This is a genomic window from Sandaracinobacter neustonicus (assembly GCF_006385875.1).
Taxonomy (GTDB): domain Bacteria; phylum Pseudomonadota; class Alphaproteobacteria; order Sphingomonadales; family Sphingomonadaceae; genus Sandaracinobacteroides; species Sandaracinobacteroides neustonicus.
Genome location: NZ_VFSU01000034.1, coordinates 397,052 through 411,697 on the forward strand (window position 1 = coordinate 397,052; position 14,646 = coordinate 411,697).

Here is a 14,646-nt window from a genome sequence, read left to right on the forward strand (position 1 = left end):
CTAGCGCCTTGCCGACATGACTGCCACCGTCCATCCGCTCCGGCCCGAAAAGCCCAGCCTCAAGCCGTTGATGGCGCTGGTGGCACCGGGCCTGAATGCCGTCAACCGCGTCATCCTTGAGAGGATGCAAAGCCCCGTCGCGCTGATCCCGGAACTGGCCGGGCATCTGATCGCCGGCGGCGGCAAGCGCATGCGCCCGATGCTGACGCTGGGCTGTGCCGCCGCGCTGGATTATCAGGGTGAGCGCCACCACAAGCTGGCGGCGGCCGTGGAGTTCATCCACACCGCGACGCTGCTACATGATGATGTGGTGGATGGCTCGGATCTGCGCCGGGGGCGGGCGACTGCCAACACCATCTGGGGCAATGAAGCCTCTGTGCTTGTGGGGGATTTCCTGTTCTCCCGCTCGTTCGAGCTGATGGTGGAGGATGGCAGCCTGAAGGTGCTGAAAATTCTCTCGCACGCGTCCGCCGTGATCGCCGAAGGGGAGGTGCATCAGCTGACCGCCCAGCGCGTGGTGGAAACCAGCGAGGACAGTTATCTGCAGATCATTCAGGCGAAGACGGCGGCGCTGTTTTCCGCGGCCTGCCAGATCGCAGCCGTGGTGTCGGAACAGGATGACGCGACCGAGGCCAGCGTGGAGGCCTATGGCCGCAATCTGGGAATCGCCTTCCAGCTGGTGGACGACGCCATCGATTATGTCTCCGACGCGGAGACGATGGGGAAGGACATCGGCGACGATTTCCGCGACGGCAAGGTGACGCTGCCGGTGATTCTGGCCTATGCGCGCGGCGACGAGGTGGCGCGCAAATTCTGGCAGCGCGCGATGACCGGCCGCGCCAATGGCGAGGCGGAATTGCAGGAAGCCATCGAGCGGCTGCACAGCACCGGGGCCATCGCCGACACCATGGCGCGCGCCCGGCTGTATGGCAGCCGCGCCATCGATTCGCTGTCCCGGCTGCCGGCCACGGCGGCGCGCGCGGCGCTGATCGAGACGGTCGAGTTTGCCATCCAGCGCGCCTATTGATCTCTCCGGCACGGGGTTGCCCGTGCTGGAGGTTCTGCCTGCCCTTCACGCCAGCCTGTCTGCCACGCCGAACGCGGTGCTGGTGGCCCCGCCGGGCGCGGGCAAGACGACTCTGGTCGCGCCCTCCCTGCTTGGGGCCGATTGGCTGGGCGGCGGCAAGATCCTGCTGATGCTGCCGCGCCGGTTGGCGGCGCGGGCGGCCGCCGAGCGCATCGCCAGCCTGTTGGGGGAGCAGCCGGGCGGGCGCGTCGGCTATCGCACCCGGCTGGAATCGAAGCCCGGCAGCCGCATCGAATGCGTGACCGAGGGGCTGTTCGTGAACCGGCTGATTGCCGATCCGGCGCTGGAGGGCGTGGGCGCGCTGCTGTTCGATGAAGTGCATGAGCGCAATCTGGAGGGCGATCTGGGCCTCGCGCTGGCGCTGGATGCGCAGCAATTGCGGCCGGACCTGCGGATCGTCGCCATGTCCGCGACGCTGGACGGCGGGCGCTTTGCGAAGCTGATGGGCGACGCGCCGGTGCTGGAATCGCTGGGCCGTAGCTTTCCCGTGGAGATTCGCCATCTGGGCCGATCCGATGCGCGCATCGAGGATCGCATGGCCTCGGCGATCCAGCAGGCGCTGCGGGCAGGCGAGGGCAGCGTGCTGGCCTTTCTGCCCGGCGTGGGGGAGATTGAGCGCACGGCGGAGCGGGTGCAGCTGCCGCCGGACGTGGCGCTGCACAAGCTGCACGGCACCGCAGACCCGTCCGCTCAGCGCGCGGCGCTGGCACCGGGGCCGCGCAAGGTGGTGCTGGCCACCAGCATCGCCGAAACCTCGCTCACCATCGACGGCGTGCGCACGGTGGTCGATTCCGGGCTGGCCCGGCGGCCGCGCTTCGACCGCGCCTCGGGCCTCACCCGGCTGGCGACGGAGCGGGTTTCGCAGGCAGCCGCCACCCAGCGCGCGGGCCGGGCCGGGCGGCAGGGGCCGGGCCTTGCGCTGAGGCTGTGGGAGGAGGGCGAGACGCGTGGGTTGATCCCTTTCGATCCGCCGGAGATATTGGAAGCCGATCTCGCGCCGCTGTTGCTGCGGCTGGCGGCGTGGGGGGCCGCGCCCGATCAGCTGCAATGGCTCGATCCGCCGCCCGCCTCCGCTGTTGCGGCGGCCCGCGCGGACCTCGCCGCGCTGGGCGCGCTGGATGCCGACGGGCGGCTGACTCCGCATGGGCGGCTGCTGTCGCGCTTCGGCCTGCAACCGCGCCTTGCGCATATGCTGATCGAAGGCGCGGCGCGCGGGCAGGGCGGAACGGCGGGCGTGATCGCGGCGCTGCTGGAAGAACGCGGCGTCGGCGGACCCTCGGCCGATCTGGAGGACAGGCTTCGCCGCTTCGACACGGATCGCAGCCCCCGCGCCACCGCCGCCCGCCGCCTCGCCGAGCGCTGGTCACGCGAGGCCGAACGGCTGCAACCGGCGGACGGCCGCCCGCGCCTGCCCGCCGCGCTGCTGCTGGCCGAAGCCTTCCCGGATCGCATCGCCCGCCGCCGCAAAGCGCCCGGCGCATCCGACCAGACGGCGGAGTATCTGATGGCGAACGGGCGCGGCGTCAGCCTTGAAGCGGCGGACCCGCTGGCGAAGGCGGAGTGGCTGGCCGTCGCCGATGCGGGCGGGGCGGGGGCTTCCGCGCGCATCCGCCTCGCCGCCGCCATCCCGCCAGACGCGCTGCCGAACTGGCTGGAGGAGCGGACGGAGACGCAGCAATCGCTCGCCCCCGATCCCGCCACCGGCAAGCTGGCGTTGCTGGCCATCACCCGGCTGGGGGCCATCGAAACCGCCCGCCGCCGCGCCCCTGCCAGCGCGGAGGCCATCGCCGCCGCGCTGCTGGCAGACGTCCGCGCGCAGGGCCTCGGCGCGCTGCCATGGCGCGAAGGCGAAGCGGCCACGCTCGCCCGCCTGCGCTTCGCCGCCGCCAACTTCTGCCCCGGCCTGCCCGATGTCAGCGACGAAGCCCTGCTCGCCAGCCTCGACCTCTGGCTCGCCCCGCGCCTCTCCGGCGTTTCCCGCCTGCCCGACGTGAAGCTGGACGGCGCGCTGACGGACTGGCTGGACTGGCCCGCCCGTCAGGCACTGGACCGCTTCGCCCCGGCCCGCTTCAACAGCCCCGCCGGCACCTCCCACGCCATCGATTATGCCGCAGACGGCGGCCCGGAGGCCGAAGTGCGGGTGCAGGCGGTGTTCGGCCTCTCCACCCACCCGATGCTGGCAGATGGCCGCGTGCCGCTCACCCTCGCGCTGACTTCGCCCGCAGGCCGCACGGTCGCGAAAACCCGCGACCTGCCCGCCTTCTGGAAAGCCGCGTGGAAGGATGTGCAAAAGGATATGAAAGGCCGCTATCCGAAACACCCGTGGCCGGACGACCCGGCCAGCGCCGCCGCCACGGTGCGCACAAAGGCCGCAGATGCGCGGCGGGGGTAGGGGGCTTGTGCGCCGTGCTCAGCGCACGGAGCATTGCCGTTCGCGGGCGATTCCTTTCAGGTAACCGCGCCGGGCCATCCCGGCTGCGACCATCATGCGGAATTTGCGGTCTGCTTCTGCCGCGCCGGTGGCTTCGCGGACGATGCCGCGGAAGGGGATCAGCGAGTTGACGATGGATTTTGCCCCCGCTTCGGCCAGCCGTTCGGGGAGTGCATCACCTTTTTCATCGACGGCGTCGACGTCCGGGCCGAGGACATTGTCCAGTTCGATGACGGCGCGTCGGAAATCGCGGCAGTTCTTGATTCCGGCCAGCGAATAGGGTGCGCGCTGGGCGTCTTTCAGCACTTCGGGCGGATTTTCCCGCATCACCCCGATGTCTTTCATGGGCTGGCGGGCGATGTTTTCCGCTTTGTCTCCAAGGCGTTCCACGTCGGACTGTTGCGACTGGGCCTGCGCCAAAACTGGCGGTGCGAAAGCCAGCGTTGCCAGCAGCAGGGTGAGTGTTCGCATTGGTCCGTCTCCTTTGCTGCCAGCATCGCGCGCGGGCCCTGAACCTCAGATATCGAGGTTGGCGACCGACAGGGCGTTTTGCTGGATGAATTCGCGCCGGGGTTCCACGATGTCGCCCATCAGCTTGGTGAAGGTCTCGTCGGCTTCGAAGGCGTCGCCGATTTCCACCTTCAACAGGGTGCGCGCCGCCGGGTCCAGCGTGGTTTCCCACAGCTGCTCGGCGTTCATTTCGCCCAGCCCCTTGTAGCGTTGCACGGCAAGGCCCTTGCGGCCTGCGTCCATCACCGCCTCCAGCAGTTCGGACGGGCGGCGGACCTGCGCGGTGCCGATGCGAGCCGGGACGGCCCAGCGCGCGGCTTGTTCAGAGGCGAGGCCGTGCAGCTTGCGGGCTTCAGCGCTGGCGACGAAGGCGCGGTCGATCACGAAGGCGTCCGTCACGCCGCGATCGAGGTGGCGCACCACGAAGCCGCCTTCGGCGGCTGGCTCCGCGCTCCAACCCTGCGCACCGGCATTCAGCCATGCCGCCAGCCGTTGGGCAGTGGCCGCCGGATCCCCAGCCTCGGGGTTCAGCGCCCCGGCCAGCGCCAGCGCCTCCACCAGCGCGGGCGGGTAGCGGCGCGGCACATAGGCCATCAGCCGCTTCATGCGCCGGGCATGCTCCACCAGCGAGGACAGGTCCGCGCCGGAGATGGTTTCGCCGTCGATTTCCATCATCATGCCGGAAACGCCGTTGCTGACCAGATGTTCCTCCAGCGCGCCCTCGTCCTTCAGATAGACTTCGGAGCGTCCGCGCGTGACTTTGAACAGCGGCGGCTGGGCGATGTAGAGGTGCCCGGCGCGGATCAGTTCGGGCATCTGCCGGTAGAAGAAGGTCAGCAGCAGGGTGCGGATGTGCGCGCCGTCAACGTCGGCGTCGGTCATGATGACGATCTTGTGGTAGCGCAGCTTTTCAAGGTTGAACTCGTCGCGGCCGATGCCGGTGCCCATCGCCTGAATCAGCGTGCCGATTTCCTTGGACCCCAGCATGCGATCGAACCGCGCGCGCTCCACGTTCAGGATTTTGCCGCGCAAGGGCAGGATCGCCTGATAGCTGCGGTCCCGGCCCTGTTTGGCGGAGCCGCCGGCGGAATCACCTTCCACCAGGAACAGTTCGGATTTCGCCGGGTCTTTTTCCTGACAATCCGCCAGCTTGCCGGGCAGCGAGGCGATGGAGAGCGCGGATTTGCGGCTGGCTTCCCGCGCCTTGCGGGCGGCTTCGCGGGCGATGGCCGCTTCGATGATCTTCTGGATGATGCTGCGCGCCGGGCCGGGGTTTTCCTCCAGCCATTCGGCCAGTTTATCGGCCAGCAGCGATTCCAGCGGCTGCCGCACTTCGGATGAGACGAGCTTGTCCTTCGTCTGGCTGGAAAACTTCGGATCGGGCAGCTTCACCGAGACGACGGCTGTCAGCCCCTCGCGCATGTCGTCGCCGTTCAGGCCGACCTTTTCCTTTTTCAGCAGCCCTGATTTTTCCGCATAATTGTTCAGGGTGCGCGTCAGCGCGGAGCGGAAGGCGGCGATATGGGTGCCGCCGTCGCGCTGCGGGATGTTGTTGGTGAAGGCCAGAACCTGTTCGTAATAGCTGTCATTCCATTGCAGCGCGACTTCGATGCCGATGTCGTCGCGCTGGCCGCGAATGGCGACGGGTTCGGCCATCAGCGGGGTTTTGGTGCGATCCAGCCAGCGCACCATTTCCGTGAGGCCGCCTTCGTAGAACAGCTCCACCTCTTTGCGGTCAGCGTGGCGGGCGTCCACAAGGAACAGCCGCACGCCGGAGTTCAGGAAGGCGAGTTCGCGGTAGCGATGTTCCAGCTTGTCGAAATCGAATTCGATACCGGTGCGGAAGGTTTCGATGGAGGGCAGGAAGGTGACGGCGGTGCCCCGCTTCACCCGCCCATCTTCCAGCGTCGGCTGCGGGCCGACGATGGCCAGCGGAGCCTCCGGCACGCCTTGCCGGAAGCGCATGAAATGCTCATGGCCGTCGCGCCAGATGCGCAGTTCCGTCCAGTCTGACAAAGCGTTCACCACCGAGACGCCGACGCCGTGCAGGCCGCCGGAGACCTTGTAGCTGTTGCCTTCCTGATTGTTGAACTTGCCGCCCGCGTGCAGCTGCGTCATCACCAGTTCGGCGGCGGACACACCTTCTTCCGGGTGGATGCCGGTGGGGATGCCCCGGCCATTGTCTTCCACGGTGACGCTGCCGTCTGCGTTCAGCTGGATCAGGATGCGGTCGCAATAGCCCGCCAGCGCTTCGTCGATGGCGTTGTCGGAGACTTCGAACACCATATGGTGCAGGCCCGAGCCGTCGTCGGTGTCGCCGATATACATGCCGGGCCGTTTGCGGACGGCTTCCAGACCTTTGAGAACCTGAATGGAATCAGCGCCATAATCGCCAGTCGGGGTGGCGCTCGGGATGTCGTCTTCGCTCATGCAAAGTCTATAGGAAATCGCCCGGGCGAATGCCAGCAAAAGCCGCGTCAATCCGTCACAATTGCCCCTTCGGAGACCGTGTAGCGCGCGGCCTCCAGCCCCTCGAACAGCAGCGGGTCTGTGCCCGTCAGCCAAGCCTGCCCGCCCAGCGCGGCGAGGCGGGCGAACAGCGCGGCGCGGCGGCCGGGATCGAGGTGGGCGACCGCTTCGTCCAGCAGCAGCAGCGGCAGGCGGCCGGTGCGCGCTGCCACCAGTTCCGCATGGGCCAGCAGGATGGAGATCAGCAGCGCCTTCTGCTCCCCGGTGGAGGCGAGCGCGGCGGGCATCGCCTTGTCTGCGTGGGTGACGGCGAGGTCCTGCCGGTGCGGGCCTTGGGTGGCGCGGCCCGCGGCCTTGTCTGCCGCGCGGGCGTGGCGCAGCCGGTCTGGCAGGGCGGACTGGTCGGCGTCCGTCAGCGCCAGCGACGGGCGGGGGAAGGGGCCGTCGGCTTGTGCGGCAAGGGCTTCGCCCAGCGCGGACACCGCCGTGGCGCGGGCCTCTGCCAGCGCCGCGCCATGTTCGGCCATCTGCGCCTCCAGCGCGGCGAGCCATGCCGGGTCTGCCGGCGTGTCCGCCGTGAGCAGCCGGGTGCGGGCACGCATCGCCGCTTCGTAACGGGTGGCGTGCCCCGCATGGCCGGGGCTGAGCGCCAGCACCAGCCGATCCAGAAAGCGGCGGCGGGCGGACGCGGTATCGGCGAACAGCCGGTCCATCGCGGGCGTCAGCCACAGTTGCGAGGACCAGTCCGACAGGGCCGAGAGCGGGGCGTTGGCACCGTTGATCTTCAAGAGCCGCCGCTCCGGCGCGTCGGCGCGGGTGGCGGTGGCGATGGCGATTGCCGGAAGGCCGGGATCGGGCAGAAGTTCGGCGAGCACGGTGAAACCCGCTTGCGCCCCGCCATTCGCGGCCATCTGCGACAGCGGGCTGCCGCGCAGGCCCCGCCCCACGGCGAGCAGCGACAGCGCCTCCAGCACATTGGTTTTGCCTGCACCATTCGGGCCGGTGAGCAGCACGAAGGGGGCCGCACCCGGCGCAAGGCGGCTGTGGCCATGGTTGCGGAAGACGCGAAGCTCCAGCGACAAAAGATGAACGGGCGCGGGCACGGCCCCCGTCTAGCCGTGGCGGCGCGGAGCGGCTAGAGGCGGTGCAACTGCTTCCAGCAAAGGATGTGTCGACGGCATGAATACCGCGGCGGAACTCATCGGATTTGTCGTCTATCTGCTTCAGATCTTCATTTATATCATCATCGCGCAGGCGATCCTCAGCTGGCTGGTGGCCTTCAACGTGGTGAACCTGAACAACCGCTTCGTCTATGGCGTGCTGACCGGGCTGGAACGGATACTGAACCCCTTCCTGCGACCGATCCGCAACCTGTTGCCGGATATGGGCGGGATCGATCTGTCTCCGCTGGTGCTGGTGCTGGGCATCATCCTGACGCAGCGACTGCTGGGCGGGCTGGCGATGGATCTGCTGGCGTGAGCCTTGGCCAGATCATCGACGGCAAGGCCCATGCGCTGCGGCTGCGCGCGGACATCGCGCAGGCGGTAATCGCGGCGCAGGCGGCGGGTGCGCGCGCACCCGCGCTGGCGGTGGTACTGGTGGGCGAAGACCCGGCCAGCCAGGTCTATGTGCGCAACAAGATCGCCGCCTGTCACGAGGCGGGGATTATTTCCATCGAGCATCGCCGCGACGCGACGCTGTCTCAGGCGGAGCTGCTGGCGCTGGTGGCGGAATTGAACCGCGACCGGCAAGTGGACGGCATATTGGTGCAACTGCCGCTGCCGCCGCATATCGACAGCGCGGCGGTGATTTCCGCCATTGCGCCGGATAAGGATGTGGACGGCTTCCACCCGGTGAACGCCGGGCGGCTGGCGACGGGGCTGGACGGCTTTGTGCCCTGCACGCCGCTGGGTTGTCTGCGGCTGCTGGAAGCGACTTTGGGCGACATTTCCGGGGCGGAGGCGATCGTGATTGGCCGCTCCAACATCGTCGGGCGGCCGATGGCCTCTCTGCTGATCGGGGCGTCTGCCACCGTCACCGTGGCGCACAGCCGCAGCCGCGATCTGCCGGAACTGACCCGCCGCGCCGATATCGTGGTGGCCGCCGTGGGGCGGCCGGAAATGGTGCGCGGCCACTGGCTGAAGCCGGGCTGCACCGTGATCGACGTGGGCATCAACCGGGTGGCGAAGGAAAGCGGCACCGGCACGCGGCTGGTGGGCGACGTGGCCTTTGCCGAAGCGGCCGATGTCGCCGCGCACATCACCCCCGTGCCCGGCGGCGTGGGGCCGATGACGATTGCCTGCCTGCTGGAGAACACTTTGAAGGCAGCAAGCCGCGCATGACCTTCCCGCTGGACCTGTTCATTTCCGCGCTGGTGACGCTGCTGGTGGTGATCGACCCGCCCGGCGCAGCGCCGATCTTCGCCAGCCTGACAACGCGCTCCACACCGGACGCGCGCCAGTCCATGGCGTGGCGGTCCGTGGGGATCGCCTCTGCCATCCTGTTCGGCTTCGCTATTTTCGGCGAACCTTTCCTGCGGGCGCTGGGGATCAGCCTGGATGCCTTCCGCGTGGCCGGCGGCATCATGCTGTTCCTGATCGCGCTGGACATGGTGTTCGAAACCCGGGTGAAGCGGCGCGAGGAACGGGCGAAGGCGGTGAATGACGAGGAAACCGAAGATGTCGCCGTGTTCCCGATGGCGATGCCGATGATCGCCGGGCCGGGCTCCATCGCGGCGGTGATGCTGCTCTCCCAGAAAGCCAAGGGGCCGCTGGAAACCTTCACGGTGTTTCTGGCGCTGGCCGTCGTGCTGGCGCTGACGCTGATGGCGCTGCTGGCGGCCGGGCCGATCATGCGGCGCGTGGGAGCCAAGGTTGAAGGCATGATCACCCGGCTGCTGGGCGTGATTCTGGCGGCTCTGGCCGCGCAGATCGTGATCGACGGGCTGAAGGGCTCGTTTGGCTAAGGGCGGCCGACAAACGGCGCGCGCCGTAAAATTTTCTTACACTTTTTCGGCCCTGACCCCCAATAGTTCCGACCTGTCCCTAAATGTCGGCTCACAAGCTGGTTGGTATGATTCTTGCTCCGACGCATGGGCGCTTCATATGCGCTGCGAGCACAGAGTCGGAGACCAAATATGATCAAATTCTGCATCGGGGTGGCTGCGGCTGCCTTGCTGGCCGGGCCCACTTTGGCTTCGGTCTCGTTCAACTACGAGAAGGCTGGCGTGCTGAACACGACGGCCACGTTCGAATATTCGGGCGTTGAGAAGTTCGACAGCCGGGAGCTGGGCACCGGCGGGTTCACCACCACCTTCGGCACCTCCGGCAACCCGGTCGTCATCACCGGCGTGTACAGCGGTGTGACCATTCTCGATGCGGATCAGTATGGCGGTGCAGGCGGGACCGGGCGCTATGGCGTCACCTTCGATTCGCCGTACACGCTAAGCCTCTCCACCAGCGACGACAGCCCGCTGACCTACTTCGGCTACTGGCTCTCGGCGCTCGACAGCGGCAACCAGCTCGAATTCCTCAAGGATGGCGTGACGGTTGCCACCATCACACCGTCCGATGTGATCACCAACACAGGAAGCTGCCCGGCAAGCGCCCACTGCGGCAACCCGAGCGGTCCTTTCGCGGGCTTCAACACCGCCCAGCCCTATGTGTTCATCAACATCTATTTCGATGACGGCGACAGCTACGACACCGTGCGCTTCTTCGAACAGCCGACCGTGGGCGGCTATGAGTCCGACAATCACACTGTCGGTTACTTCCTGCAAAAGGGCGGCGTGGTTCCCGAACCCGCCACCTGGGCGATGATGATCATGGGCTTCGGACTGGTGGGCTTTGCCGCCCGCCGCCGCAACGCCATGGCCGCGAAGACGCTGGCCTGACACGAGACTCCTGAAACACGAGGCTCCTGAGGCGGGGGCGTCGGAGGCTTCGGTCTCCGGCGCCCTTCGCCGTTTTGGAAGGGCCGAACCCTTCCCCCAGGCGCCTTTTGCAACCGAAGCGGTCGCGGGATCGCGCCTGCCTGCCTTCCACCCCTTGCACTTTTGCTGAAGCATGGTGACATTGGACCGTAACCGGGAGTCGCCGCTCCGGAGGCCCCCACTGATCCAGCTTCGCTGGTTGGCAGGAAGGTCAGATGCCGTCATTTTCCCGAGACCTTGAATCCACGCTCCACAATGCGCTGGCGGAAGCCAGCCGCCGTCGCCACGAATATGCGACGCTTGAACATCTGCTGCTGGCGCTGATCGGCGACACGCACGCCTCCGTCGTGATGAAGGCCTGCGGCGTCGATCTCGACGAATTGTCCGCGCAGGTGACCCGCTATCTCGACACCGAACTGGGCAGCCTGAAGGCGGACAGCTCGGTCGATCCGTCCCCTACCGCCGGGTTCCAGCGGGTGGTGCAGCGCGCCATCCTGCATGTGCAATCCTCCGGCCGGGAGGAAGTGACGGGCGCGAACGTGCTGGTCGCGCTGTTCTCCGAACGGGAAAGCCATGCCGTCTATTTCCTGCAGCAGCAGGACATGACGCGGCTGGATGCGGTTTCCTATATCAGCCACGGTATCGCCAAGACGTCGGGCATGTCCGAACCCAAGGCCCCCAAGGGCGCGGAGGAGCAGCCCGAAGCCAAGGATGACAAGCGCGAGGGGCGGCAAAAGGCCCCGGAATCGGCGCTGAAGCAGTTCACCGTGAACCTGAACGAGAAGGCGAAAACGGGGAAGATCGACGTGCTGATCGGCCGCGAGGCCGAGGTGGACCGCACGATCCAGATTCTCTGCCGCCGATCCAAGAACAACCCGCTGTATGTGGGCGATCCGGGCGTCGGCAAAACCGCCATCGCCGAAGGCCTCGCGCTGAAGATTATCCATGGTGAGGTGCCGGACGTGCTGCGCCCGGCCACCATCTATGCGCTGGATATGGGCGCGCTGCTGGCGGGCACCCGTTACCGCGGGGATTTCGAAGAGCGGCTGAAGAACGTGGTGTCTGAGCTGGAAAAGCTGCCGCATGCGGTGCTGTTCATCGATGAAATCCACACGGTGATCGGCGCGGGTGCGACCAGCGGCGGGGCGATGGACGCCTCCAACCTGCTGAAGCCTGCGCTCTCCTCCGGGGCGATCCGCTGCATCGGCTCCACCACCTATAAAGAGTTCCGCAATCATTTCGAGAAGGACCGCGCCCTGCTGCGCCGGTTCCAGAAGATCGACGTGAACGAACCCACGGTGGAGGATACGATCAAGATCCTCACCGGGCTGAAGCCTGCGTTTGAAAAGCACCACCGCGTGCGCTACACGCCGGACGCCATCAAGTCCGCCGTGGAACTGTCCGCGCGTTACATCAATGATCGCAAGCTGCCGGATAAAGCCATCGACGTGATCGACGAAAGCGGCTCGGCGCAGATGCTGGTGCCGGAAGCCAAGCGCAAGCGGGTGATCGGCGTGAAGGAAATCGAGGCTGTCGTCGCCACCATGGCGCGCATCCCGCCGAAATCCGTCTCCACCGACGACAAGAAGGTGCTGCAGAATCTGGACGCCGAGCTGAAGCGCGTGGTGTTCGGGCAGGACAAGGCGATTGAGCTGCTCGCCTCCGCCATCAAGCTGAGCCGGGCGGGCCTGCGCGAGCCGAACAAGCCCATCGGCAATTACCTGTTCTCCGGCCCGACCGGCGTTGGGAAAACCGAGGTGGCGCGCCAGCTGGCGCAGATTCTGGGTATTCCGCTGACGCGGTTCGACATGTCGGAATATATGGAGCGTCACAGCGTTTCGCGGCTGATCGGCGCGCCTCCGGGCTATGTCGGCTTCGATCAGGGCGGGCTGCTGACGGATGCGGTGGATCAGAACCCGCACAGCGTGCTGCTGCTGGACGAGATCGAGAAGGCGCACCCGGATCTCTACAACATCCTGTTGCAGGTGATGGACAACGGCAAGCTGACCGATCACCACGGTAAGACGGTGGATTTCCGCAACACCATCCTGATCATGACGACCAACGCAGGCGCCGCCGACATGCAGCGCGAAGGCATCGGCTTCGGCGCGGGCCAGCGTGTGGGCGAGGATGAGGAAGCCATCAAACGGATGTTCACGCCGGAGTTCCGCAACCGGCTGGATGCCATCGTGCCGTTCGATTACCTGCCGCCCAGCATCGTGGCGCGGGTGATCGACAAGTTCATCCTCCAGCTGGAGCTGCAACTGGCCGAGCGCGATGTGCATATCGCGCTGGAGGACGACGCGAAGGACTGGCTGATCGAGCGCGGTTACGACCGGCTGTATGGTGCCCGCCCGCTGGGCAGGCTGATTCAGGAATCGATCAAGCGGCCGCTGGCGGACGAACTGCTGTTCGGCAAGCTGGTGAACGGCGGCGAGGTGCGGGTGCATGTGAAGGACGACAAGCCCGCCTTCGAAATCATCGCCGCCGCGCCGAAGCCGAAGCGCAGCAAGAAGAAGGCCGCCGCGCTGCCTGCGCCGACGGACGAATAGGGCTGATGGCCGGCTGACATGGGTCGGGCGCTGATCGTGGTCGCGGCAGTCGCTGCGGTCAGTGCCCTGAACCTGTGGACGATGTGGTTGTTCCTTGTGGACAAGAATCGCGCTGCAAACCGTCGGCCGGGATCGGCACTGCGGATACCGGAAAGTGAACTGCTGTTGCTGGCCGCAGCGGGCGGCACACCGGGTGCCTATGCCGCCCGCCACCTGTTCCGCCACAAGACGCGCAAGCAACCCTTTTCCAACCGGCTGCGCATGATCGCCTTCGCACAGCTTATGGCGCTCGCGGCATTGGTGGGATGGTTCGCCACCGCCTGAGCCCGCCATTGAAGGCCCATCAACGGCATGTTACCTTTCCGCACATGCCAATGACGCCTTCCAACAGATCCAGCGCCAGTTCGCGGCGGCATGCGCCGCCGCATCGCGCCCGCCTGCGGGCGCAAGGGCTGCGCTCTGTCGAGCTGTGGGTTCCCGATATCCGCTCCACACGGTTCGCGGCGGCCCGGTTCGCGACAGCGGCCCGCGCCCAAAGTTCCCGGGCGGCATTGAGCGACAACTTGCAGGACGATCAGGCGTTCGTGGAAAATCTGGCCGACTGGGGCGAGTAAGTGCGTCGCGGGAGTGTCGTCACCGTTGCGGGTGGCGGGGATTTCTCGGGTAAGCCGAGGCCGGCCATTGTCATTCAGGCGGATGCGTTCGAACGCACTTCCTCTGTCACGCTCTGCCTGTTGACCACGACGGATATCGAAGCGCCGCTGTTTCGCATCGCAATCGACCCGGAACCGGCAAACGGGCTGAAAACCAGATCATGGGCCATGGCCGACAAGCTGGTCACCGTTCGGCGGGATCGCATTTCCACCGAGATCGGCCATATTAGCAACGATGAGCTGCTGCGGCTGAGCCGGGCGCTGATCGTCTTTCTGGGCCTCGCATAAGTGCGACCACATGGGACCCGCCCAGCACAGCTTGCCCCGAATCGGCTTTCCCGCTATGGCCCGCCCCTTCGCGAACCGGCACACCCTGGAGGTGTCGGGCGAATATACTGGAGAAGAACATGTCTGATGTGCTGACGCTCACCGCCGAAGCACGCGACCGGGCTGGCAAGGGAGCCTCTCGGGCGGTGCGGCGGGAAGGCCGCGTTCCGGCGGTAATCTATGGCAACAAGGAAGCTGCTCTCAGCATCCACGTCGAGGAAAAGCGGCTGGTGAAGCTGCTGCAGACGGGCCACTTCATGAATTCGGTCGTCGAGATCGAAATCGACGGCAAATCCCACCACACGCTGCCGCGCGACGTGCAGTTCCACCCGGTGAACGACCGTCCGATCCATGTCGACTTCCTGCGCGTGACGGATGAAACCCTCATCACCGTGAACGTGCCGGTGCGCTTCGAAAACGAAGCAGCTTCGCCGGGCCTGAAGCGCGGTGGCGTGCTGAACGTGGTTCGCCACGAAGTCGAGCTGAAGTGCCCGGCCGGTGCCGTGCCGCACGACATCGAAGTGGACGTGACCGGCTTTGAAGTCGGTGATTCGATCCACATCTCGGTGGTGAAGCTGCCCAAGGGCGTTTCCACCGTGATCGAGCGCGATTTCACCATCGCCACCATCGTTGCACCCTCTGGCCTGAAGAGCCAGGAAGGTGAAGGCGAGGCGGCGGCTTAAACC

General features: G+C 66.6%; 14 protein-coding genes. 11 read left to right on the forward strand and 3 right to left on the reverse strand.

The window, feature by feature from the left end; all coding sequences use genetic code 11:
* Positions 1-16 precede the first annotated feature (16 nt).
* Together FJQ54_RS17125 and hrpB are read left to right on the forward strand one after the other, a co-directional pair.
* On the forward strand, positions 17-1,027 hold the full coding sequence (locus tag FJQ54_RS17125; RefSeq protein ID WP_140929619.1) for a polyprenyl synthetase family protein: 1,011 nt from the start codon (positions 17-19) through the stop codon (positions 1,025-1,027).
* A 22-nt stretch (positions 1,028-1,049) separates the two neighbouring features.
* Positions 1,050-3,479: an ATP-dependent helicase HrpB gene (hrpB, locus tag FJQ54_RS17130; RefSeq protein WP_235890514.1), complete on the forward strand. Its 2,430-nt coding sequence runs from the start codon at positions 1,050-1,052 to the stop codon at positions 3,477-3,479.
* An 18-nt stretch (positions 3,480-3,497) separates the two neighbouring features.
* On the opposite strand, the gene FJQ54_RS17135 is transcribed toward hrpB, so the two are convergent.
* From FJQ54_RS17135 to recF, 3 genes are read right to left on the reverse strand one after another with little or no spacing between them, the layout of a single operon-like run.
* Positions 3,498-3,989, reverse strand: coding sequence for a hypothetical protein (locus FJQ54_RS17135; RefSeq protein WP_140929620.1), 492 nt, complete (start codon positions 3,987-3,989; stop codon positions 3,498-3,500).
* A gap of 45 nt (positions 3,990-4,034) precedes the next feature.
* Positions 4,035-6,458, reverse strand: a complete 2,424-nt coding sequence (gene gyrB / locus FJQ54_RS17140; protein WP_140929621.1) for a DNA topoisomerase (ATP-hydrolyzing) subunit B — start codon at positions 6,456-6,458, stop codon at positions 4,035-4,037.
* A gap of 47 nt (positions 6,459-6,505) precedes the next feature.
* The gene (recF, locus tag FJQ54_RS17145; protein WP_235890515.1) at positions 6,506-7,600 is read right to left on the reverse strand and encodes a DNA replication/repair protein RecF; all 1,095 of its coding nucleotides are present in this window, start codon (positions 7,598-7,600) and stop codon (positions 6,506-6,508) included.
* Positions 7,601-7,676: 76 nt separating this feature from the next.
* Here recF and FJQ54_RS17150 point away from each other — a divergent pair, with 76 nt between their 5' ends.
* From FJQ54_RS17150 to FJQ54_RS17190, 9 genes are all read left to right on the forward strand, one after another.
* The gene (locus FJQ54_RS17150) at positions 7,677-7,976 is read left to right on the forward strand and encodes a YggT family protein (RefSeq protein WP_140929622.1); all 300 of its coding nucleotides are present in this window, start codon (positions 7,677-7,679) and stop codon (positions 7,974-7,976) included.
* Positions 7,973-8,839 carry a bifunctional methylenetetrahydrofolate dehydrogenase/methenyltetrahydrofolate cyclohydrolase FolD gene (gene folD, locus FJQ54_RS17155; RefSeq protein ID WP_140929623.1) on the forward strand — a complete coding sequence of 289 codons (867 nt, stop codon included), beginning with the start codon at positions 7,973-7,975 and terminating at the stop codon, positions 8,837-8,839. The genes FJQ54_RS17150 and folD overlap by 4 nt, the downstream gene beginning before the upstream one ends.
* The gene (locus tag FJQ54_RS17160) at positions 8,836-9,462 is read left to right on the forward strand and encodes a MarC family protein (RefSeq protein WP_140929624.1); all 627 of its coding nucleotides are present in this window, start codon (positions 8,836-8,838) and stop codon (positions 9,460-9,462) included. The genes folD and FJQ54_RS17160 overlap by 4 nt, the downstream gene beginning before the upstream one ends.
* Positions 9,463-9,633: 171 nt before the next feature.
* On the forward strand, positions 9,634-10,389 hold the full coding sequence (locus FJQ54_RS17165; RefSeq protein ID WP_140929625.1) for an Npun_F0296 family exosortase-dependent surface protein: 756 nt from the start codon (positions 9,634-9,636) through the stop codon (positions 10,387-10,389).
* A 254-nt stretch (positions 10,390-10,643) separates the two neighbouring features.
* The gene (gene clpA, locus FJQ54_RS17170) at positions 10,644-12,980 is read left to right on the forward strand and encodes an ATP-dependent Clp protease ATP-binding subunit ClpA (protein WP_140929626.1); all 2,337 of its coding nucleotides are present in this window, start codon (positions 10,644-10,646) and stop codon (positions 12,978-12,980) included.
* 18 nt (positions 12,981-12,998) lie between these two features.
* On the forward strand, positions 12,999-13,304 hold the full coding sequence (locus tag FJQ54_RS17175) for a DUF1294 domain-containing protein (protein ID WP_235890516.1): 306 nt from the start codon (positions 12,999-13,001) through the stop codon (positions 13,302-13,304).
* Between the two features lie 44 nt (positions 13,305-13,348).
* Complete coding sequence (locus FJQ54_RS17180; RefSeq protein WP_235890517.1) at positions 13,349-13,594, forward strand: antitoxin MazE-like protein; 246 nt, start codon at positions 13,349-13,351, stop codon at positions 13,592-13,594.
* Positions 13,595-13,921 (forward strand): type II toxin-antitoxin system PemK/MazF family toxin, encoded by a 327-nt coding sequence (locus FJQ54_RS17185; protein ID WP_140929627.1) that lies wholly within the window; start codon positions 13,595-13,597, stop codon positions 13,919-13,921.
* A gap of 119 nt (positions 13,922-14,040) precedes the next feature.
* On the forward strand, positions 14,041-14,643 hold the full coding sequence (locus tag FJQ54_RS17190; RefSeq protein WP_140929628.1) for a 50S ribosomal protein L25/general stress protein Ctc: 603 nt from the start codon (positions 14,041-14,043) through the stop codon (positions 14,641-14,643).
* The last annotated feature ends 3 nt before the right edge of the window (positions 14,644-14,646 follow it).